Annotated in this window: 21 protein-coding genes and 1 pseudogene; 10 read left to right on the top strand and 12 right to left on the bottom strand. The window is 71.0% G+C overall.

Annotated elements, in window-relative coordinates; genetic code table 11:
- The first annotated feature begins 165 nt into the window (after nt 1-165).
- The gene (locus AB0N81_RS18285) at nt 166-1,002 is read left to right on the top strand and encodes an endonuclease (RefSeq protein ID WP_365359348.1); all 837 of its coding nucleotides are present in this window, start codon (nt 166-168) and stop codon (nt 1,000-1,002) included.
- 1 nt (nt 1,003) lies between these two features.
- Here the strand turns inward: AB0N81_RS18285 and AB0N81_RS18290 are convergent, their stop codons facing one another.
- Nucleotides 1,004-1,930: an aldo/keto reductase gene (locus AB0N81_RS18290; RefSeq protein ID WP_365359350.1), complete on the bottom strand. Its 927-nt coding sequence runs from the start codon at nt 1,928-1,930 to the stop codon at nt 1,004-1,006.
- Between the two features lie 164 nt (nt 1,931-2,094).
- Between AB0N81_RS18290 and AB0N81_RS18295 the strand changes: the two genes are divergently transcribed.
- Together AB0N81_RS18295 and AB0N81_RS18300 are read left to right on the top strand one after the other, a co-directional pair.
- Nucleotides 2,095-2,772 carry a DNA-binding response regulator gene (locus AB0N81_RS18295; RefSeq protein ID WP_365359352.1) on the top strand — a complete coding sequence of 226 codons (678 nt, stop codon included), beginning with the start codon at nt 2,095-2,097 and terminating at the stop codon, nt 2,770-2,772.
- 125 nt (nt 2,773-2,897) lie between these two features.
- Nucleotides 2,898-3,710, top strand: a complete 813-nt coding sequence (locus tag AB0N81_RS18300; RefSeq protein WP_365359354.1) for an SAM-dependent methyltransferase — start codon at nt 2,898-2,900, stop codon at nt 3,708-3,710.
- 74 nt (nt 3,711-3,784) lie between these two features.
- Here AB0N81_RS18300 and AB0N81_RS18305 read toward each other — a convergent pair whose 3' ends face one another.
- From AB0N81_RS18305 to AB0N81_RS18330, 6 genes are all read right to left on the bottom strand, one after another.
- Nucleotides 3,785-4,351, bottom strand: a complete 567-nt coding sequence (locus AB0N81_RS18305; RefSeq protein ID WP_365359356.1) for a hypothetical protein — start codon at nt 4,349-4,351, stop codon at nt 3,785-3,787.
- A gap of 241 nt (nt 4,352-4,592) precedes the next feature.
- Complete coding sequence (locus AB0N81_RS18310; RefSeq protein WP_365359358.1) at nt 4,593-8,042, bottom strand: SAV_2336 N-terminal domain-related protein; 3,450 nt, start codon at nt 8,040-8,042, stop codon at nt 4,593-4,595.
- 6 nt (nt 8,043-8,048) lie between these two features.
- Nucleotides 8,049-8,999 carry a MoxR family ATPase gene (locus AB0N81_RS18315; RefSeq protein WP_365359360.1) on the bottom strand — a complete coding sequence of 317 codons (951 nt, stop codon included), beginning with the start codon at nt 8,997-8,999 and terminating at the stop codon, nt 8,049-8,051.
- Nucleotides 8,996-11,224 (bottom strand): trypsin-like peptidase domain-containing protein, encoded by a 2,229-nt coding sequence (locus AB0N81_RS18320; RefSeq protein ID WP_365359362.1) that lies wholly within the window; start codon nt 11,222-11,224, stop codon nt 8,996-8,998. Before AB0N81_RS18320 ends, AB0N81_RS18315 begins: the two co-directional genes overlap by 4 nt.
- Nucleotides 11,221-11,616, bottom strand: coding sequence for a CU044_2847 family protein (locus tag AB0N81_RS18325; RefSeq protein WP_365359364.1), 396 nt, complete (start codon nt 11,614-11,616; stop codon nt 11,221-11,223). Before AB0N81_RS18325 ends, AB0N81_RS18320 begins: the two co-directional genes overlap by 4 nt.
- A 74-nt stretch (nt 11,617-11,690) precedes the next feature.
- Nucleotides 11,691-12,836, bottom strand: coding sequence for a serine hydrolase domain-containing protein (locus AB0N81_RS18330; RefSeq protein WP_365359366.1), 1,146 nt, complete (start codon nt 12,834-12,836; stop codon nt 11,691-11,693).
- Between the two features lie 185 nt (nt 12,837-13,021).
- Here AB0N81_RS18330 and AB0N81_RS18335 point away from each other — a divergent pair.
- The 3 genes and pseudogenes from AB0N81_RS18335 to AB0N81_RS18345 form a co-directional block, all read left to right on the top strand.
- A pseudogene (locus AB0N81_RS18335) lies at nt 13,022-13,198 on the top strand (helix-turn-helix domain-containing protein); the annotation flags it as partial.
- Nucleotides 13,199-13,444: 246 nt separating this feature from the next.
- Nucleotides 13,445-14,116, top strand: a complete 672-nt coding sequence (locus AB0N81_RS18340; protein WP_365359511.1) for a MarR family transcriptional regulator — start codon at nt 13,445-13,447, stop codon at nt 14,114-14,116.
- A 96-nt stretch (nt 14,117-14,212) separates the two neighbouring features.
- Nucleotides 14,213-14,563, top strand: a complete 351-nt coding sequence (locus AB0N81_RS18345) for a hypothetical protein (RefSeq protein WP_365359368.1) — start codon at nt 14,213-14,215, stop codon at nt 14,561-14,563.
- Nucleotides 14,564-14,590: 27 nt separating this feature from the next.
- On the opposite strand, the gene AB0N81_RS18350 is transcribed toward AB0N81_RS18345, so the two are convergent.
- On the bottom strand, nt 14,591-15,322 hold the full coding sequence (locus tag AB0N81_RS18350; RefSeq protein WP_365359370.1) for an alpha/beta hydrolase: 732 nt from the start codon (nt 15,320-15,322) through the stop codon (nt 14,591-14,593).
- A gap of 94 nt (nt 15,323-15,416) precedes the next feature.
- On the bottom strand, nt 15,417-15,803 hold the full coding sequence (locus tag AB0N81_RS18355) for a helix-turn-helix domain-containing protein (RefSeq protein ID WP_365359372.1): 387 nt from the start codon (nt 15,801-15,803) through the stop codon (nt 15,417-15,419).
- Nucleotides 15,804-15,981: 178 nt separating this feature from the next.
- On the opposite strand from AB0N81_RS18355, the gene AB0N81_RS18360 reads away from it, so the two are divergent.
- Nucleotides 15,982-17,442 (top strand): MFS transporter, encoded by a 1,461-nt coding sequence (locus AB0N81_RS18360; RefSeq protein WP_365359513.1) that lies wholly within the window; start codon nt 15,982-15,984, stop codon nt 17,440-17,442.
- Here the strand turns inward: AB0N81_RS18360 and AB0N81_RS18365 are convergent.
- Nucleotides 17,346-17,810: an ATP-binding protein gene (locus AB0N81_RS18365; protein ID WP_365359515.1), complete on the bottom strand. Its 465-nt coding sequence runs from the start codon at nt 17,808-17,810 to the stop codon at nt 17,346-17,348. The two genes, AB0N81_RS18360 and AB0N81_RS18365, sit on opposite strands and share 97 nt — an antisense overlap.
- A 252-nt stretch (nt 17,811-18,062) precedes the next feature.
- Between AB0N81_RS18365 and AB0N81_RS18370 the strand changes: the two genes are divergently transcribed.
- The 3 genes from AB0N81_RS18370 (at nt 18,063) to AB0N81_RS18380 (ending at nt 19,920) form a co-directional block, all read left to right on the top strand.
- Complete coding sequence (locus AB0N81_RS18370; protein ID WP_365359374.1) at nt 18,063-18,902, top strand: helix-turn-helix transcriptional regulator; 840 nt, start codon at nt 18,063-18,065, stop codon at nt 18,900-18,902.
- Nucleotides 18,902-19,192 carry a DUF397 domain-containing protein gene (locus tag AB0N81_RS18375; protein WP_365359376.1) on the top strand — a complete coding sequence of 97 codons (291 nt, stop codon included), beginning with the start codon at nt 18,902-18,904 and terminating at the stop codon, nt 19,190-19,192. Before AB0N81_RS18370 ends, AB0N81_RS18375 begins: the two co-directional genes overlap by 1 nt.
- 128 nt (nt 19,193-19,320) lie before the next feature.
- Nucleotides 19,321-19,920 (top strand): hypothetical protein, encoded by a 600-nt coding sequence (locus tag AB0N81_RS18380; protein WP_365359378.1) that lies wholly within the window; start codon nt 19,321-19,323, stop codon nt 19,918-19,920.
- Between the two features lie 141 nt (nt 19,921-20,061).
- Here AB0N81_RS18380 and AB0N81_RS18385 read toward each other — a convergent pair whose 3' ends face one another.
- Both AB0N81_RS18385 and AB0N81_RS18390 read right to left on the bottom strand, forming a co-directional pair.
- Entirely contained in the window at nt 20,062-20,376 is a 315-nt protein-coding gene (locus AB0N81_RS18385) for a hypothetical protein (RefSeq protein WP_365359380.1), read from the bottom strand.
- Nucleotides 20,377-20,462: 86 nt separating this feature from the next.
- Nucleotides 20,463-20,939, bottom strand: coding sequence for a hypothetical protein (locus AB0N81_RS18390; RefSeq protein ID WP_365359382.1), 477 nt, complete (start codon nt 20,937-20,939; stop codon nt 20,463-20,465).
- Nucleotides 20,940-21,136 lie beyond the last annotated feature (197 nt).

The raw sequence follows: 21,136 nt of genomic DNA on the forward strand, positions 1-21,136 counted from the left end.
CCGACCGTGTGCATGACATTGTCACCCAACCGCTCCACGACGTTCACACAGTCGTACGCACATCCGTGCCACTCTCCCGGTTGTTGACTGGTCAACTCGCGTAGACCGCGTGCCCCTTGGGCGGGCGCGCGGCGCGCGAGACCTCCGGGAAAGGACACCCCCCACATGCCCGTCCCGCGCGTACACAGCTGGAAACCCCTGGCCCTGGCCGCCGCGGCGGTGCTCGTCGGCATCACGGTGCCGGCCACCGCCACGGCCACCTCCTCCCCCACGGCCACCAACTCCCCCACGGCCGCCTCCTCCCCCACAGCGGCCTACGACGACACGTACTACCAGGACGCGCTCGGCAAGACGGGTCCCGAGCTCAAGTCCGCGCTGCACACGATCATCAGCGAGCAGACCAAGCTCTCGTACGACCAGGTCTGGGACGCGCTCAAGACCACGGACGAGGACCCCGGCAACAGCTCGAACGTGATCCTGCTCTACACCGGCGCCTCACGGAGCAAGAGCAGCAGCGGCGGTGACCAGGGCGACTGGAACCGCGAGCACGTCTGGGCCAAGTCGCACGGCGACTTCGGCACGGCGACCGGCCCCGGCACCGACATCCACCACCTGCGCCCCGAGGACGTCACGGTCAACAGCATCCGTGGCAACAAGGACTTCGACAACGGCGGCAGCGCGGTCGACGGAGCCCCCGGCAACCTCACCGACGGCGACTCCTTCGAACCCCGCGACGCGGTCAAGGGCGATGTGGCCCGCATGATCCTCTACATGGCCGTCCGCTACGACGGCGAGAACGGCTTCCCCGACCTGGAGCCCAACGACCAGGTGGACAACGGCAGCGCGCCCGCCATCGGCCGCCTTTCGGTCCTGAAGAAGTGGAGCGACGAAGACCCGCCGGACGCGTTCGAGAAGAACCGGAACCAGGTCATATTCGACACGTTCCAGCACAACCGGAACCCGTTCATCGACCACCCGGAGTGGGTGGAAGAGGTCTGGTGACCTAGGCACGCCCAGTGGGCGTGGCGTGCTCGGTGAGTTCGGTGAGTTCGGTGAGTTCGGCGAGGTCAACGTCATCGAGCCGCAGTCCGGCCGCCGCCACGTTCTCCTCCAGGTGGGCCGGGGACGACGTCCCCGGGATCGTCAGCATCGTCGGGGAGACGGCGAGCAGCCACGCCAGGGTGACCTGGGCGGGCGTGGCCCCGTGCCGGTCGGCGACGCGCCGGAGTGCCGTGAGCTCGGGTGCTCCGGCGCCGCCGAACGGGAAGTAGGGGACGTACGCGATGTCCCGCGCCGCACACAGGCCGACCAGCTCGGCGTGCTCGCGCGTCAGCGGGCTGTACCTGTTCTGGACGGCGGCGACGGGCGCGATCTCCTGGGCCTCGGCGAACTGTTCGGGCGTGGCGCTGCTGACGCCGAGGTGGCGGATGAGCCCCTCGTCGCGCAGGGCGGCGAGCGTGGCGAAGCGGTCCTCGCCGGGGCCGTCGGTCCGCAGGAAGCGGAGGTAGACCAGGTCGAGGTGGTCCCGGCCCAGCTCGCGGAGGTTGCGGTGCACGGCCGCGCGCAGCTCTGCCGGGTCCGCGGGGTCCGTCCAGCTGCCGTCCGGGAAGCGGCCGGGGCCGACCTTGGTGGCGATGACCAGGTCGTCGGGGTAGGGGTGGAGGGCCTTGCGGATGAGGTCGTTGGCCGCGATGTCCTCGTAGAAGTAGAAGGACGCCGTGTCGATGTGGTTCACCCCGAGCTCGACCGCGCGGCGCAGCACGGCGATGCTCCGGTCGGGGTCGTGCGCGGGCCCGTCCCAGTGGGCGGCGGGCAGCCGCATCGCGCCGAATCCCATGCGGTGGACGGGGAGTTCGCCGCCGATGAGGTACTGCCCGGCCGCGCCGGCGCCCGCTGAAAGGTCTTTCGAGGTCTGTTCGGTGGTCGTCATGGGCCAGATCCTCCGCCGCACCCGCCTCGGTCGCGAACGCGTGGCCACTTGCTGCCACCGTTGACCGCGTTCCCTGCCGCCGTTGGCCGCGTTCCCTGCCACCGTTGACCGCGTTCCCTGCCGCCGTTGACCGGTTCCGTGCCGCGTCACAGACTGTCGCCACCATGACGAGTGCACAGAACACAGACCAGGTCGTGTCGCTGCGCGGCGAACGGGAGCTGGTGCGCCGGGCCGGGAGCCTGTTCACCGGGGCCCGTGAGGAGTTCCTGTGCGCGGCGGCGGACCTGGTGACCTTCTCGCCCGGTGTGAACGCCGCGTTCGCCGGCGGCAGGCGCCCGCCGCTCGTCCCGGGCGGCCTGACGATGCGCAAGCTGTACACGCCGCGCGCCCTCGCGGACGCGGGCTCGGAGGCGCGGCTCGTCCGGATCGCCGCGTCGGGGGCGGACGTTCGCATCTCGGCGGCGCCGCTCGCCCACGAGGCGATCGTCATCGACCGGCGGGTGGCGATCCTCGCCGGGGCGCCGGTGCAGGGCGTGCGGACGTTCACGGTGATCCGGAGCCCGGTCGCGGTCGAGGGGGTCAGGGCGCTGGTGTACGCGGCCTGGGAGTCGGCCACCGGCCTCGACGAGTTCCGCCGGGCGCGGCCTCCCGAGCTGGGTGAGGAGGCGCGCCGCGTCCTGCGCGCGCTGAGCGAGGGGCACACCGACGAGGTGACGGCGCGTGAACTGGGCATGTCGCTCCGCACGTACCGCAGGCGCGTCGCCGAGATCATGGAGGCGCTCGGGGCGACCTCGCGTTTCCAAGCGGGTCTGCGGGCGCGGGAGTTGGATTTGGGCATCTGAGGCGGGGTGGCCGGCAGGCCGCGCTCGGGGCCGTCTACATTGTCGCTTGATCGTTGAACACTTGATCGTCGGCCCGACCGGTACGGCGACGGGTGAGGGTACGTTGACGTGGCCAGGAGGCTCCCGTGTCAGATCATGACCCCCAGCTCGGCTCAGCCGCTGACATCCGCGCGCGCATCGACACCAGCACGCCGCACTCCGCGCGTTTCTGGAACTACTTCGTGGGCGGCAAGGACAACTACGAGAAGGACCGGGAGCTCGGGGACCACATCAAGGAGATCTTCCCCGGCCTGGTCGACGTGGCGCGCACGAGCCGCCTCTTCCTGGGCCGCGCGGTGCGCCACCTCGCCACGGAGCAGGGTGTGCGGCAGTTCCTGGACATCGGCACGGGGCTGCCGACGGCGGACAACACGCACGAGGTGGCGCAGCGGGCCGCCCCGGACTCGCGCATCGTCTACGTCGACAACGACCCGCTGGTCCTCGCCCACGCGCGGGCCCTGCTGACCAGCACGCCCGAGGGCGAGACGGCGTACATCGACGCGAACCTCTACGAGCCCGAGGCGATCCTGGCGGAGGCGGCGAAGACCCTCGACCTGTCCCGCCCGGTCGCCCTGATCATCCTGAACACGCTCGGCCACGTCGCCGACCACGCCCAGGCCCGCGACCTCGTCTCCCGCCTCATGTCCGGCCTTCCCTCAGGCAGTTACCTGGTCGTCAGCGACTCCACGGCCACCAGCGAGGGCATGATCGCGGCGTCGAACGAGTACAACAAGAGCGGCGCGATCCCCTACTACGTACGCAGCGTCGAGGAGGTCGCCGGCTTCTTCGAGGGCCTCGACCTGGTGGACCCGGGCGTCACCCAGGTCACCCGCTGGCGCCCGGACGCGGAGGACATGACGGCGGTCGACGCGTATGGGGCGGTGGGGCGCAAGCCCTGATCCGCGGGCGCCCGAGGCGCTCGGCGACCGAGGCGCTCAGCGACCGGCGAGCCCGCGTCCCGCGGTGGCGGGAGTCAGGAGCGGCCGTCGTCGTAGAGCGCCTCGTGCCACCTCTCCACCCTGGCGAGATGCGGCCCGCTCACGTCGTCGCAACCCGCGACGTATGCGAGCCAGCGCAGTTCGTCGCAGGCGAAGAAGGACTCGCCCCAGGTGTCGACCCAGATCCGGGCGGTGCCGTCCGGCGAGTGCGTCAGGTCCCACCAGGCCCAGCCCCGGGTTTCCGACTCGGGGTCGAACTCGTGCAGCCAGGCGTGGAGTTCCCAGGCCCCGCCGCGGATCGCCGCGGCGTAACTCTCCCTGCCCCGCCGCGCGGACTCCGGTGCCTCCGCGAAGCGGGGGCCGCTCACCGCGGCGAACCACTCGGGGACGGCGGCCGCGGGCAGTTCCTCCTCGCCGAAGTCCGTGGAGAGGGCCAGACCCAGGGCGACGTCGAGCACGGACCGCAGGCCGGCCGCGTACGCGTCGAAGGGCACCGTGGGAGTGACGTCGAACCGGCACAGCACCGGGGGCGCGTCCTGGGCGGAGGGACGCCGGGCTACGCGGAGTCTCTCGTGCTCGATGTCCTCGGTCTCATGCATCATGTCGCCTGCACCTCATCCATCAGTCGACGTCCGGGAGGCGGTGCGGCGGGAAGCCCTTGTTCGGCACTGAGCAAGTACCACCCGTGATCCACCTTTTCGTGGAGGTCCGGCTCGTCGGATTCTATGCTCACGGCCCATTCCTGGCCGCCTGATGGATTCCGAACTACGAGACCATCTCTGCCCGGGACACTTTGAACAACATGGACGCCAAGAACGCCTCGTCCGCTTCGACGCGCAACTTTCAGGAGAAGGCGGGCCGGGGCCCGAGCAGCAGCGCCGCGAGTCGGAGGTACGCCGTGTACGCCTCGGGGGTCAGCCAGGACAGTTCGACTGTGCTGCCCATCGCCAGGTGATCATCGCGTGGGACCGTGACGAGTCCGCGGCAGCGTGAGCTGAGGGCCCGGCGGGCAGCGGGGCCGAGGTTCCAGCCCGCGGCCGGGCGACTGTGGTTGAGCACCACGACCGCCTCCTTGATCAGGTCCGGACGGTTGAGTGAGACCAGCCGGTCCATCGTGCGATGGGCCTGGGTGAGTCCGGCCGGGTCCGCGCGGGAGACGATCACCACGCGGTCGGCGTGCGTGAGGGTGGCGGCGAGTGGCGTGTCCGCGTCCACCAGGGTGAGGGGGAAGTGCCGCCCGGTGACGGTGACCACCCGGGCGAATTCCTGGTCGGAGAACGACGCCCCGGCCGTCCGCGTGGACAACGAGCCGTCGGCCAGGACCATCAGGCCCGAGCGGTGCGGCGACAGGAACAGCTGCAGATCCTCGAAGGTGTGCACGTCGGGAAGGGCGGCGGCGAGGTCGCTCAGGCCCGCCACCGTGTTGCGGAAAACGCGTCGGGTGATACGGACGTGGCTTCCGGTGTGCCTGTCGGCATCGATCGCCAGCACATGTTCCTGTCGCTGATCGGCGAGGACCGCGCCGAGCATCATGGTCGTCGTGGTGCAGCCGACCCCGTCCTTGACGCCCAGCAGAGCTATGTGCAGCGGACGGTCGAGGGGGGCCCGGACGGTGGCAGTCCAGGCGGCACTGTCGTTGGCGGGACCACTCGCTTCCTCCGACTCCCCTTCCCCGTCAGCGGCCGAGGGGGACGGAGGTGACCAGAACTCGTCCTCCACGCCCGCCCACTCGACGCCGCCCGGCAGCCGTGTCCCAAGGGCCCGCGCGACTTCTCCCGCGGTGGGCCGGTCCTCCGGTTCGACCGCCACGCAGCGCAGCAGCAACTCCCGTAGCTCCTCGTCGAGTGCCGAGAACTCGGTGCTGGTGTGCAGGAGACTGTGCTCGTAGCCCTGCCAGGCACGGCCGGTCGCGGCGTGCAGCAGGATCGCGCCCAGCGAGTAGACGTCGCCCGCCGCGATCCGCGACTCTCCCCAGTATGTGACCTCCGGTGCGCGGTATCGGGAGTGCGCGGGCACGGAGGCCGTGGACGCGCTCCAGGCGCCGTCGATCCGGGCCGACGTCCAGCTGATGACGCTCAGCGTCTCCTCCGTGGCAAGGACGGCGCCCGGGGACAGTGAACCGTGCACGATGCCCCGGCGGTGGGCGCGCGCCACCGCGCGGGTCAGATGCCAGCCCAGCCAGATGAACAGCGGAGTGCCGGGCTGCGGCCCGGCCGCGTCGAGGAGGGCATGCAGGGTGGGGGCGGGACGGCCGTCGGCCAAGGTGTCGAGACGCAGGGCGAGCCACGGGGTGGGCAGGCCCTCCAGGTCGCTGCCGACGACGACGGGCGCGTACGCACCCTCCATGCGGCGCAGCGCGCGGCGTTCGACACCGAGCAGCTCCCGGCCGACGGGCGACGCGAAGGACGACGACACCCGCAGCAGCACCTGACGCCCCTCCTCGTCCTCGCCGATGTACGCGGTGGGTCTGCTGCTCGATCCGTCGCGTTGCAGGAGTGTGTACGGGCCGAGCGTGTGCAGGTCCTGGAGGCGCAGTGGCAGCCAGGTCGGTGAGGTGTCGATCCCCGAGGGGAGCCGCACTTCCTCGTGCGTGACCGCCGGCTCGGGCGCCGGGGCCATCGGCCTGGCGCCCAGGTGTGTCAGGAGGCGGTCTTCGAGCCAGGCGAACGGGCGGGTGCCCGGCAGGAGTTCGCCGGTGCCTGACGGGTGGGCGAGCCAGGCCGGGAAGTCGGGCGAGCGGCCCACCAGGGTGCGCAGCCGGGCGGTGACCGCGCGTGTCGTGCGCAGCAGATCGACCGGGGACGCCGTGTCGAGCAGGATGTCCTGGGCGTCCTTGGGGAATCCGAACCGGCGGTGCTGCGCGGGAAGGTGCGCGTCGCCCGGATCTGTCTGGCGCATCAAGCCGCCCAGGAACACCTCGGCGAGCTGCGCGGTGTCGGCCTCCCACGGCACGGCCGCCTGTACGAGTCGCATCACCGGCACGGTCAGCGGTGACACCGCGGCGAGGTGGGCGGCCAGGCGGTACGCCGCGGGGGACGCCGCGTCGCGGAAACGCAGGACGGCGCTGGGCGCGTCCGCGCCACGGGTGTCGGCGCTGCCGCGCGGCGCCCCGGCGTGCGGCGGCCGCAGCAACGGCAGCCGGGCGCTGGCGCCGGGTGAGGCGACCAGGCGTGCCCAGATGGCGATGGCGGGCGGATACGGTTCGAGCACCGGAACGGGTACGCGCCCGAACTCCTCACCGAGCCCCGCGGGCAGCAGTGGGTCGGTCACTTCCCACGTGTCGTTGGCCGCGCCGCGCCGCCTGCTCGTCACCAGCCACGGTTCGGAGCGGATGCCCGAACCGTCCCAGAGGTGCGCGGGCAGGGTGTGCATGATCGCGGTCGGCCCGTGCCGTGCCCAGCGTTCCAGCGCTTTCGTCAGCCGCCCGTCGCGCCAGCACGCTCCTACGCCGTCGCTGATCACCAGGATCAGGGTGCGGCCCGAGGGGTCGACGACGGAGGCGGGGGACAGCGCCGGGGCGAACGGGTCGAAGGGGCGGGCCCGTAGCAGCGGTGCTCGCGCCGACCGGGAGTCGAGGCCGTGCACCCGGACGTCGCGGAAGGCACCGAGGCGCTCGAGGAGGGTGCGCAGCTCTATGGCGAGCCGCCGCCACAGCAGCATCGAGATGCCCTCGTCGATGAGGAGCACGAGGTTCAGCCGACGCTGTCGCGCGGGGCGCGTGACCATGTCCGGCAGCCCTGTCTCGGCGAGCGCCGCGGTGGTGGCCTCCTCGTCGAACTCGGTCCGGAAGGGGTCGGGGCCGGACTGTTTGAGTGCTCTCAGCGCGCGGGCGAAGCGCAGTTCGTCCTCCCCCAGCGCCTTCTCCTCCGGGACCCGTACCGGCAGGGCTCCCTCGGGCAGGTCCGTCCGGTGTCCCGCGCCGAGCTCGGCCAGTTCGGGTGCGCTGCGCGCGGCGGCCGCGGCGTGCAGGGCGCCGAGCAGCTGCGCCGGGGCGGGTGGTTGCGGCGCGGACCCCTGGGCCGGTGAGGGGTCGGAGGCGGGCCGGGTGTACGAGGGATCGTCGGGCCCCGAGGCATCCGCGGTCGTGCCCGGCCCCGAAGCGGGTGGCACGGCGTTGTTCAGGGAGCGGGCGAGCGGGGCGTCGGCTCCGCCCGGCAGCCGCGCGGCGAGCCAGACGGTGTCGAGCAGTTCGTGCAGGGACAGATCGTGTCCGGTCAGCTGTGCCAATTGGCCGAGCGCGGTCAGCGGCGCTTGGTCGTCGCTGCCTGCCGGTTCGGGGGCACCGCGCTCCATGGCCGTTCAGATCTCCCCGCCGAGCCGGTGCAGGACCGCGTCGAGCAGCCCGTCGGCGTCGAGGTCGACTCCACCCTTGCGCAGGAACACGGCGTTGAGCAGCTGGTCCGTGGCGAGTTCACCGGGCGCCCTGCGGTTGAGGAAGGTGTGCAGGAGGTCGTCGACGTCGGCGAGTGCCTCCTCACCGAGGTGTGCGGCCACGATGTCGCGCAGCCGGGCCTCGTCCGGGTCTGGCAGGTCCAGGCGCACGCAGCGGCGCATGAAGGCGGGCGGGAAGTCCCGCTCGCCGTTGCTGGTGATGACGACGACGGGGAACTCCCGGCACCGCGCCCGCCCCCTGACCACCCTGATCGGCTCCTCGTCCGCGCCGGAACCGAGGATCGACACCTCGGACTGCGTCTCGGGCAGCCGGGACAGCTCGGGGATCTCGAACTCGCCCTCCTCGAACACGGTCAACAGGTCGTTGGGCAGGTCCACGTCGCCTTTGTCCAGCTCATCCACGAGCAGCACGCGCGGCCGGTCACGCGGTACGAGCGCCGTGCCCAGCGGGCCGAGCCGGATGAAGGTGCCGATATCGGGGTCGCTGTCGCCGCGCTCCTTGCTCAGGTGGGTCTCACGGAGTCGGCCGACGGCGTCGTACCCGTACAGGGCGTCCTTGAGGACGGAGCGGCTGTTGACGGGCCAGTGCAGTACGGGCCCCAGGGCCAGCTCGCGGGCGATGGCGTGGGCCAGTGACGACTTTCCGGTGCCCGGGTGTCCGGTGACGAGCAGCGGGCGGCGCAGATGCAGGGCGGCGCTCACCACGTCGGCCTCGGTGCGTCCGATCAGGTACGGGCGCGGCCGGCCGCCGCCGTTGGTGGCGTCGGTGAACCTCCGCCACGGCGGGGGCGGGGGGAAGTCCACCGGCCGGATGGTGCCCTCACCGCGGAACAGCCGCCAGTCCTCGCCGTTGGTCATACCGACTGCTCCGTTCCTCGCGTGGGGTCGGCCAGCCGGAGCTCGTCCGGCAGGGGAAGTCCCGCGTCCTCCCACACCAGCGAGGGGCGCGCGGCCCCGGTGGCGTGGGCGGCGCGGCGGACCCTGAAGTGCCGCAGCCGCTCGGGCAGTTCGTCGACGGGCCCCTCGGCGGCGACGGCGGCGAGCGGCGGGCCCGCGTCGGACCCGCGCTGGTGCTCCGCGCGCCCGTCTCCGTCGGCGCGGTCCCAGAGCACGATCGGCACCCCCATCACGAGGCAGACGGGGAGGAGTTCGCCCCGGTGTTCGGCGGATACCTGGAGGTAGACGCGGGCGCCGTCCCTGTGGGTTGTCTTGAGCAGGCCGATGAGCCCCGCTCGCCCGCCGACGGTGTGATCGGCCACGAGTGGCGGGCTCTGGGCGCGCGCCCGCCATCGCCGCTTCAGGTCGGCGGCTCCGGTGCGTGAGCGGGTACGCAGCTTCGGGCAGCGCAGTACGAGGTGGAAGTCCTCGCCCAGTGGGGCGGGGATGACCTCGTCGGCTCCGGCCGCGTCCCACTCGTCCACGGGGAGTTCGAGCGCGTCCGGCGGCACCGACACGGCGACCAGTGGCACCCCGTCGTCGGTGGTGTCCGCGGCGTCGCGGACCAGCTGCGCGATCTCCTTGCCGGTGCGGGGCCGTTCGGTTCCCGTGACGGCGCGCGCGGCGCTGCCGTCGGCCCGCACCCGCCACACCGAGCAGCGGTAGTGCCCTGCGGGGTCCTTGGCGTACTGGTCGAGTTCGACGAGAATCCGGGTTCCGGCCGGGGCGGTCCGCCGTGACCAGCGTTCGGCGTCGGCGCGCCGCTCGTACAGGGCAGAGGCGTGCACGCCCAGACGCGCCGCGACCCGGCGGCTCCATTCCTGGAGCGCCTGGCAGGCGAGGCCGCCGGTCTCGGCGGCAACGTACTCCACCACGCGCAGCAGGGCGGGCACCCGTGGGGTCTCCTCGGGCACCGGGGACCCGTCGCCGTGCCAGGTCTCCAGCTCCCGGAGGACGCCGGGCACGGCGGACGGCGCGAGGCGGGCGGTCTGCAGCGAGCGGGGCAGGTCGAGGTAGGGCAGCGCGGCGTTGGCGGCACGGTGCAGCAGGCCCGGGTCCGACGCCGCGAGGTGTTCCAGCTTGGCCAGCAGGACGCGGTGTTCGGCGACCGACAGGAGGCGGGCCGCTTCGGTGACCCGGCCCACGGCGAGCAGCCGGTCGAGTTCGGCACGGCCGCGTGGATCATCGGCCACTTTGGGTGCGAGGGACTCGGCGAGGGTGGGCAACGCCCGCTCCGTTCCGCCGAGCAGCTGCGCCAGCTCCTCCACAGACGGCGCGCTGCCGTCCGCGGGGGCCCGCAGGCCGAGTTGGGTGGCGAGCGCCCCGGCGTGCGCGGCGCGTGCCGCGGGGTCGCCGAGCAGGGTGTGCAGCGGGCCGACCATCATGTCGCGCACCGACTCGTCCACGCCGGCGGCGGGCTCCGCGCCCAGGGCGGACAGGTGTGGATCGGGAACGGCCCCGGCCCTGCGCAGTTCCGCCATGACCGACTGCCAGCTCCGTCCCCAGCTGCGGCGTACGGTGTGCTGTGCGGCGAACACCGAGCCCGGGGCGTTGATGCGGCCCATGACCAGGCCCACGGCGGCGCGGTCGGTCACCGACCACAACGGCCCGCCGCTGTACCCCTCCCCGATGGCCGCACCGGACAGCTGGCCGTCGAGGTAACCGACACCGTCCTCGTACGAGGCGACGCGTACATCGGCGTACGAGAATGCCTGGCCACCGCCGTACCAGGCGCGTACCTGCTGTCCCATCGCCATCCCCAGCCAGCGCAGCGGGCCCACCGGCGCGGGCGGATCGTCCTCCAGTTCGAGGACGGCCAGGTCGCCGTCCCAGCGCAGGGTGCCGTCGCCGACCGGCCCCTGGCGCTCGGCCCGCGGGGGTATCCACACCGCGAGGCGCGCCCGCCGGGTGTGGACGGCGGACAGCGCGGGGAACGCCACGTCGAGCACGACATCACCGGGGTCGCCGGGGCTCAGGATGCGCAGGCCGAGCGCTGCGTTGACGACGTGAGCGCAGGTCAGCAGGGATCGGCCGACCAGATACACACCGGCCCCCGCCGTCGCCGTGCCGTCCTTGGACAGCACCCTCACGAGCCCGCCGCGGGCGTCCGCGGCCGTCTCGTCCAGTGCTGTGGCGAACCAGGTCACGTCTGCCTTTCGCCCGGCAGCTGCCAGGTGGCCGAGATCGTCATGCTGGCCTGGCCGTTCGCGCCGACGATGCCGATCTTGAGGTCCTGGCCGATCTGTATCCCGAAGTCGACGCTGATCTCGTGCGGTGGATCGGGGATGCCGCACACCGCGTCGTGCACCTGTTGCAGGACGGGTCCCAGGGGGCTCAGCACGGTCCGCAGCGCCTCGGTGGCCAGCTCTCCGACGCGGGCTCCGCGCCCCACGGGGGTCACTCCAGCGATGCCGTCCGGCAGATCGGAACCGTCCTGCGGTTCCTGCGGACGCTCGCCGACCGCCGCGAGTTCGAGGCGGACCCCCACCCCGTCGGCCAGGGTGAATTCCACGTAGTCGTCATGTGGCACAGACACCATTGTGCCGATCAACGCCCTCTGCAGACAGAGTAGTTACCGAATTCGTCGCGGGTATGCGGAACCTCATCACTCAGTCATGGGGACGCAAAGCCCAGGGCGCAGCCGTAGCTGAACTCGGCCTCCAGGAGGTCGGTGAAGACGCCGACGGGGTCGTCCCAACGTCCCGTCGTCCAGTCGGCGTTGATGTTCACCGCGAGCATGTGCGTGCCGTCGCGTGTGCCGTAGACGTACGACCAGGAGCCGAAGAGCGCGCCGCCCATGCCCCAGACCGCCGTGCCGGAGGGCAGGGTCAGACGGGAGACGCCGAGACCGTAGGCGGCGCGGGGGAGCCAGTTGTCCGTGGGGATCACGGAGAGCATCTCGCGCTGCTGCTCCGGCCGTAGGAGCTGGCCTCCGAGCAGGGCCGCGAAGAACCGGGTGAGGTCGTCGACGGTGGAGATCATGCCGCCCGCCGCCCAGTACGGGGTCGTCTCCAGCTCCGTGACGTCGTGGACCGGAGCGTCTGGGTCGGCGGAGAACAATCTCGTGTAGTGGCGCGCGTGCGGTTCGGGGAGCGCCGGGTCCGCGCCGAGCGGCAGGGTGGTGCCGGTCAGGCGGAGCGGGCGGGCGATACGGTCGGCGATCTCCTCGGCGAGCGTCCGGCCGGTGATCCGCTCCACGATCATCCCGGCGAGGATGTAGTTGGTGTTGGAGTACGCCCAGCCGGTGCCCGCCGGGAAGTCCGCCGGGTACGACATGGCGATCGCGACCAGTTCGGCGGGCGTGTAGCTCTCCTGGCTGCTCAGGGCCGGCTGGTCGTGCGTGTAGCTGAAGATGCCGCTGGTGTGGTCGAGGAGCTGCCGGACGGTGATCGTGGCGCCGTCGTGCCGCTTCCCGTCCGCGGCGCCGCCCGGCACGGAGCCGGTGACCACGCCCGGAAGCCACTGCTCCACCGTGTCCGTCAGGGACAGCCTGTCCTCGGCCACGAGTTGGAGGACCACCGTGGCGGTGAAGGTCTTGGTGATGCTGCCGATACGGAACCGGTCCTCGTGCCCCCGCTCCCTGCGCGTCCGCGTGTCGGCGACCCCCGCCGTACCGAACCAGTGCCCGCCGCCGTCGCGGATCTGGGTGAGGATTCCCGGCACTCCCCCTTCCTCGACGGCCTGGTCGAGCACACGCTGAGCGGCGCCGTGGTCGCGGCGTCCGTGCGTGGTGCGCGCCGTTGGAGCGGCGTCCTTCATGGGTTCCCCCTGCGTTCCCTCTGGGTCTTCCTGGGTCTCTTTCGCAACTCCTGAAAGCTACGTCGTGCATATGTCACGGAGGGCCGTACAGGCGCTTGAACTCCCGGAAAACCGGCAGATTTTCGGGTCTTGTAGCGTCGCTGGTGAAAGCTAACGCAACGCGCGGGGCGGAAGGGGGCGACGGCATGGGCGGCGGGCGGCTGACCGCGGAGGACCGGAGGGGGATCGAGGCGGGACTGGCGGAGGGCTTGCCGTACGCCGGGATCGCCCGGCGGCTGGGCAGGCCGACCTCGACCGTCAGCAGGGAGGTCGCCCGCAACGGCGGTCCCGGAGGCTACCGCGCGGAGCATGCCGACCGCGCCGAAGCGTGGCGTCGACGCAACCGTCCGCGTCGGCGCTCCGCTGCGCCGCGCCCACCCCACCCGACTCACTCACCTCAACCACCTCAGCCCTCTCATTCACCTGACTCACCTCACTCACCTCACTCACCTCAGGCCACTCAATTACCCCACTCCGCGACGCACCCAGGCACTGAAGTCGCCACCCCGCCCACCTCGCCCACCTCGCCCACCCCGCACACCCCGCTGACCGACGCCATCCACGCGTACGTGGAGAGATTCACGGCCATGCTGATCGGCACCGGACTCCCCCGCACGGCCGCCAAAGTGCTGGCCTGTCTCGTGACCACCCCCTCGGGCACGCGGACCGCCGCGGAGCTCACCCGACTGCTGGCGGTCAGCCCGGCCTCCGTGTCAAAGGCCGTGGGATACCTCGAAGGGCTCGACGTCCTCACGCGCGAGCACGAGCACGAGCCCGGTCGGCGCCGGGAGCGGTACGTCATCGACGACGGGGCGTGGCTCCGCACCTGGCTGGCCAGCGCGGAGCAGAACGCGAGGTGGGCCGAGACCGCCCAGGAAGGTTCCGACCTGTTCGGCCCCGCCACCCCCACGGGAGCCCGGCTCGAAGGAATGCGCAGGTTCTTCGCCCAGGTCTACCGGGACATGACCGGCCCGTCCGCCACCGCCGCCCTCGACGACGCGGTCATCGTCCTCGCCGCCCTGCTCCACGCGGACCGGCCCCTCCCCACCGGCGAACTCGCCGCCGCGCTCGGCTGGCCGCAGGCCCGTACGGTGATCGCCGTCGAAACCGCCGAGCAGCAGCCGAGGGTGTGCGGCCCTCTGGCGCTCGGCCGCACCCCCTCCGGCGCGTACGTCCTCACGCCCCAGCCGGACCGGCTCACCCCTGCCCAGCGCGCGGCGCTCACCCGGCATCCAGGATGACGCGCCGGGCGGGGGGGGGTGAGCAGCGGGCGGCGGAGGGGGGGTGAGCAGCGGGCGGGGGATCATGTACAACACAGGACTCGATAGGTTGCCCCCATGCCTTCTGCACTTGTTGTCGGTTACGACCCGCAAGCGATACCCGGCGTCGACGGAGAGGCGCTACGCGCCGCGCTGGACGCGGAGATGGTCCGGCTCGGTGAGCACGGCGTCGACGCCGCCATGACGCTGATCGCGTTCGACGCGTCGTACGAGTCCGCCCTCGTCGCAGCATTGACCGAGCGGCCTTGGGATGTCGTGGTCGTCGGCGCCGGTATCCGCAAGACCGAGCAGCTGCTTCCGCTCTTCGAACGGATCGTGAACCTGACCCGCCGTCATGCGCCTCAGGCCGCCCTCGCGTTCAACGCCGGCGTCGGGGACACCGTCGAGGCGGCACAACGATGGCTCTGAATCTGAGCGCCCTGTCCGCCCGCACGCTCAGCTGACGGCAGGGAGTTGGCGGGCGAAGCGGCGGACCGCGTCGGTGAAGGCAGCTGGGTCGTCGAAGTTCGCGAGGTGTCGTGCCCGCGGGATCAATTCGACGCGAGCGTGCGGATGCGCGCAGGCGAAGTCCGCCTCTCCGGCGCGGAAGACGGCGTCCTTCTCACCGTTCAGGATGAGAACCGGAGCCTTCACATGACGCATCGCACCCGCGTCGAAGCGTCCGAGGACTTCGCCCCAGGCGGTCGGCAGGGTGTGGAAGGCGTACCCGGCACGGATGGTCGCCTCCACCACTTCCCGTGGGTAGAGCCGCCGCAGCAACCGGTCGTTCCACCGGGCCAGGCGATCCGCCGGCATACGAGGGACCAGCCGGGCGACCCACTGATATGGCGCCGCCCGGAGGCCGCGGGTCGAGGCGCTGGCTCCCGCGAGGACCAGCCCGCGCAGGTGTTCCGGACGGTGCCGCGCGAACTCAAGCGAGGCGTACCCGCCGAGCGAGTGCCCGACGACCAGAGCGGGCCCGCGGCCGAGCGAGTCCACCGCGGAAGCGATGATCTCCGTCGCGGCGCTCAGGCTCCAGGGCTGGGCCGAGCGCTCTCCGTGGCCGGGCAGGTCGACGGCGACCACCGGGAATTCGTCCCGGAGCGCGGCGAGCTGCATGCTCCACTGTCCCGCGCTGAAGCGCGTCCCGTGAGCGAAGACTATGGGCACCGCATCCGCTGCTGTCATCAGTTCCCCCAGGTGACGCCGCCGTCAAGCCGACCCTACCGGCGGGATCTCCCTCGCGATCACCGGCCCCTCGGGATTGATCACCCAGGCGGAGTCAGCGCGAACGCTCCTCGTCGTACGCCGCCCGCGACTCCGCGATCGTGATCCGGTGGCGTTCCGCCCAGCCGGTCAGGGACAGGAGCGTTCCATACAACTCGTGTGCTACGGGCGTCAGTTCATACTCGACCTTGGGCGGGACCGTCGGATGCACCGTCCGCACCAGCAGGCCGTCGCGTTCCAGGTTGCGCAGGGTCAGCGTCAGCATGCGGCGGCTGATGCCGTCGATCACGCGCTCCAACTCCGTGAAGCGGATCGGCCCGTGGGCCGCGGCGATGATGATCGGGACGCTCCATTTGCCCACGACCCTGTCAATAACCTCGCGGACGGGGCACGCTTCCGCGTTCACCACCTGCGAGGTAACACCGGTGTTCCTCTGGGACATCAAAGTGCCTCCTTCTCCGGGCCCCCATGGTCACTCACGATGAACCCCGTTACAAGTCATGCACCTTTGCAGCTCAGAGGCGCACATTGCTACGGAGGTCGCCACCGTGTCCCAGGCCGTGCCCGAAGTCGTGTCCCAGGCCGCGCCCGAAGTCGTGTCCGAGGTCGTGTCCGAGGTCGTGTCCGAGGTCGACCGACCTTCCTCGTCGGGGAGAACGTCCGCCTCCTCCCCATGGGCTTCGCTCGCCGTCCTCTCCTCCGGGCTGCTCATGACCATCATCGACGGAAACATCGTGACCGTCGCGATGCCGGCCATCCAGAGCGATCTGGGGTTCACCGCCGCCGGGCTCGCCTGGGTGGTCAACGCCTATCTCATCGCCTTCGGCGGGCTGTTGCTCCTCGTCGGGCGGCTCGGCGACCTCGTCGGGCGCAAGCGGATGTTCGTGTCCGGGCTCGCCGTCTTCACCGCCGCCTCCGTCCTGTGCGGCGTCGCCAACGACCAGGGCGTCCTCGTCGCCGCCCGCGCCCTGCAAGGAGTGGGCGGCGCGATGACCTCCGCCGTCGTCCTCGGCATGCTCGTCGCGCTCTTTCCCGAGCCGCGGCAACAGGCCAGGGCCATCGCGGTGTTCAGCGCGGTCGGCGCGGCGGGCGGGGCGATCGGCACGTTCCTCGGCGGGGCCCTCACCGAGGCCCTCAACTGGCACTGGATCTTCCTGATCAACCTGCCGATCGGCCTCGTCGCCCTCGTCGCGGCGGTCCGCGTGCTCGACGGCGACGCCGACGCCGACAACGTGAGCGGCCGCGGTACGGGGCTCGGTGACGGCGCCGACTACCCCGGCGCCGCCCTCATCACCAGCGCACTCATGCTCACCGTCTACACCATCGTCACCACCTCCGAGCACACCACCCCCGCGACCCTCTCCTTCGCCGCCGGATCGCTCCTCCTGTACGTCGCCTTCGCCGCCCGCCAGAGTCGCGCGGCCCGCCCCCTGCTGCGGCTGCGCCTCTTCCGCTCGCGCGTCCTGACCGGCGCCAACGCCGTGCAGATACTGATGATCGCCGGGATGTACGGCTTCCAGTACATCGGCGCCCTCTACCTCCAACGTGTCCTCGGCTACGGCGAGTTGCTGACCGGCATCGCCTTCCTCCCCGCCCCCGTCACCATCGGCGTCCTGATGCTCGGCCTCTCCGCGAAGTTCATCGGCCGCTACGGCCCCTACCGCACGCTTCTCGCGGGCCTCGCCCTCATCACCGCGGGCCTCGCCCTCCTCGGCCGACTGCCCTCCGACGGTTCGTACGCCGTCGACGTCCTGCCCGGCATGCTGCTGCTCAGCGCCGGATTCGCCGCCGCGATGCCCGCCGTGACGGGGCTCGCGATGAGCGGCGCCTCCCAAGAGGACGCGGGTCTCGCCTCCGGGCTCTTCAACACCACGCAGGTGGTGGGCGGTTCACTCGGTCTCGCGGTTCTGACGACCCTGGCGGCGGGCCGCACGGAGTCCCTGACGGACACCGGAACGTCCGCCCTCGCCGCCGCGGCCGACGGCTACCGGCTCGCCTTCTGGATAGCCGCGGGCATCGCGGCGGCGGGCCTGGCCCTGGCCGCCACGGTGCTGCGACCCGCCTCACCCAGGGCCAGTTGAGCCCAGACCGTCTTGCCGACCGCCCTCCCGGTCACACCCCACTCCGCCGCCAGCGCCGCCACGATCACGAGCCCCCGGCCCGACTCCTCGTCGGGCGCCGGGGGTTCGGGCGTCTCCGAAGGCGTACGTTCGGAGCGCGTGTCGGCGACCTCGATCCGCAGCGTGTCCTCGTACAGCGTCAGGGCGAGCTCGAAGTCCCGGCCCTCCACCCGCCCGTGGGTCGCGGCGTTCGCGGCGAGCTCGGCGACGATCGCCTCGGCGGCGTCCGACAGTTCGCTGTCGTACGCGACGCCCCAGCCGTCCAGGTGATACCTGGCCAGCCTCCTCGCCAGGCGCGCGCCCCGGGGCGTGGCACTGAAGCGCTGCACGAAGGCGCGAAGGGCGGCGGTGACGGGCTCGGTCTCGGACTGGCCCTCGGACCGACTCCCGGACGGGGGTGCGGACTGGGGTGCGGACTGGGTTCGGGTCGGCATGTGCCCACCGTGGCCCCGCGCCGAGGGCGTCACCAGCTCCGAAACTCGTACGCTGCGTAACTGTACGAGCACAAACAGTGGACAGTACGGGTCACCGAACGTGACCATGGGTGCGTTCAGCGGGGACCGGTAAACGAGCGTCAGGGGATGCCCGTGATGTCGTCAAATACACAGGGCAGTAATGAGCCCGAACCGACCGATGGGCTCAGGGCCTTCGGCGCGGTCCTGAAGAGCTTCCGCAAGCGCGCCGGGTACACACAGGAGGCCCTGGCCCGGGAGATCGGCTACTCCGTCCACTTCCTCGCCTCCATCGAGCAGGGCAGACGCTTTCCGCCGACCCGGTTCGTCGACCAGTGCGAGGTGACGCTGGACGCGTTCGGCACACTGCGGTTGACGGCTAATCAGCTGTCGCGTCAGCGGGGGCTGGCGTCGTGGTTCCGGAAGTGGGCTCAGCTCGAACAGGAGGCGGTGGCCCTCTCGACGTACGAGTGCCGGTTGATCCCGGGCTTGTTGCAGACGGAGGCGTACGCGCGGACGCTGTTCCTCAACCAGTTGCCCCCGCAGGGCGATGAGCAGATCGAGGCTTTGATGACGGCACGGGTCGAGCGTCAACTCCTCCTCACGGAGCGGCCGAACACCGCGTACAGCTTCATCCTTGAGGAACATCTGTTCCTGCGCGGCATGGGCGGGCATGACGTCACCATGGAACTCATCGACCATGTTCTGGAGCTCGCGGAGCGCCGGAACATCGAGCTACAGATCATGCCCGTGGTGCGCAGCAGCCATGCCGGGCTAGGCGGCCCCATCCGATTGCTGGAGACACCGGAGAACAGGTGGTTCGCCTACTCCGAGGGCCAGGAAAGCGGCCAGCTCCTCTCCGACGCGAAAGTCGTCAGCATGCTTCAGATGCGGTATGCCAGGATGCGCGCACAGGCTCTCTCGTTCGAGGATTCAGTGAGCCTGCTGGAGCGGATGCGAGGAGCGTAATGAGCACCCCTGAACTGGCCTGGTTCAAGAGCAGCTACAGCAGCGGCTCAGGCGACGACTGCCTTGAAGTCGCCCTCGCCTGGCGCAAGTCCAGCTACAGCGGCGGCTCCGGCGATGACTGCATAGAGTTCGCCCCCTGCCCCACCACCATCCACGTCCGCGACTCCAAGCGCCCCGAAGGCCCCCGGCTCGCCGTGGAGCCGCGCGCCTGGGCGCAGTTCGTGACGTATGCCGTCACCGGCACCCGCTCGGGAACTCGTCAGAATTTGGACTTTGGAGCCAAACTTTGATGATTCACGCCATAAAAGGCATTCGATCAACCTTCTGAGGACGCAGCGCGTCGTACTTCCCTACGTTGGGACTGTCAGGCGGAGCATCTCTCCGCCTGAAAATCGAAGGAAGTAACACCATGCGCACCATGCGCACGACCACTGCCAGGACATTCCTCATCGCCACGATCGCCGTGGCCGGTCTCGCCTTCACTCCCGCTCTCGCCTCCGCCCAGCCCGGTACGGGCGGCGCCCCTGCGCAGAGCATCGCCGGGTCCCCCGGCAGCAACGGGGCGAACGGCGTCGGGACGCTCGGCGGTATCGGTGGCCTCGGCGGCACCGGTGGCGCCGCGGGTGCCAACGGCAACGGCGGCAACGGCGGCAACGGCGGCAATGCCAATGGCGTCGCGAGCGTCGGCGGCCTCGGCGGCACGGGCGGAGCCGGCGGCGCCAACGGGAACGGCGGCAACGGCGGCTACGGCGGCGAGGCCAAGCTCGGCGGCACCGGCGGCGAGGGCGGCGTAGGCGGCGTCGGCAATGCCGGTGCCGGTATCAACGGCGGCAAGGGCGGCAACGGCGGAGCGGCTGTCGTCGCGGGCGGCCACACGGGCGGCAAGGGCGGGGCCGGTGGCGCGGCCAGTCCGGTGTGCCCGGGCAAGCCCGGCGGTAACGGAACCGCCGCCACGGCGTTCGCGGACGGCACCACCGGTGCCACAGGCGCTGCCGGCAAGACCACTCTCCCCTGCTGATCACCTTTGGTGAGCAGGGCACGGCAGCAGGACCCACGAGCGCCCGGCCGGAAATATCCCGGCCGGGCGCTTTCCGTCGTACGCGATCCCCTCCACGATGTACGCCTTGTCCGCCCAGCACTTCACGCCTGCCGCGGCAACTCAAAGGTCCCCGTTCATCCAGGTCAGGATCGTGAGGAGGGCCCACATCACGGCGAAAATCCAATCGAATCCCGACGTCCAGCGCCGCAACACAGTACGGGTGATGACGATGGTGGCAGCGATGCCCGCTCCCGCCGCCCAGTGCAGGACACGACCGGTCGTGGCAAGAGCATCGTTGTTTCGGGCGTCCTCGACGAACAGGAACAGGAAGCCGACGAAAGCCGTGAGCAGAAGGGTGCCGATCACGGTCTCGGTGCGGTTTCCGGGTGACGAGCCGACCGCTGTATCGGAATGAGGGGGGCGCGAGGAGATCATAGGTCGAGGTCTTTCCAGAGCCGGCGACGATGGGCGACCGAGGGGGCCGTGTGCGAGAAACGTATTCGGCCCCCTCGGCACGAGCGTCAGATGTGGTCGTGGACGTACTTCCATATCTGGTATTGAGTTTCGGCACCCGCAGCCTGCCAGGCCAGCTTAATCGGGTTGTACCAGGACAGGCCGTTGACCCAGTTCCGGAAGGTTGCGTACTTCCCGGCTGCCTTCTTTGCCGCCTTGACAACGGACGGGCCGGCCTTCTTGAGCAGATTCCAGAACGTTCCGACGGCGGACGCACGGGCGGCGATGCGCTCCTCTTGGGTAGCGCTGCCGTCGGCCACGGCATGCAGGGCGGCCTCGGCTTCGGGGGCGAGTTCGGCTCGGAACTCGGGCACAGTCAGCAGGGTCCGGGCTTCGGCAGCCCCGAGCTCGGACCCGGCCTCCGCGGCGGCGACGATGCCTCCGGTGCGGTGATGTTCAACAGCCGAGGCGGCCGGCGCCGCGACACCAAAGGCGACTGCGGCCATCGCGGTGGCCGCACTCACTCGCAGGGTATTACGCTTCACGCAACTCCTCCTTGTGTCTTTCACACGACGTGGGGCGGCCGTGGTCTTTGACGGGAATTCGGCCGCTTTCACGCCCGTTGGAGTTACTCGACCACGGGCCCGGCGGACGTACCGTGAAGCAGCTCACAATGCAGCATCGGCATTACCTTCAACGCGATAGCGTGCCCCTTCAACCATGCGGCTGCAAAGTGGAATTC

The sequence above is a fragment of the Streptomyces sp. NPDC093510 genome (genome assembly GCF_040683555.1).
Taxonomy (GTDB): domain Bacteria; phylum Actinomycetota; class Actinomycetes; order Streptomycetales; family Streptomycetaceae; genus Streptomyces.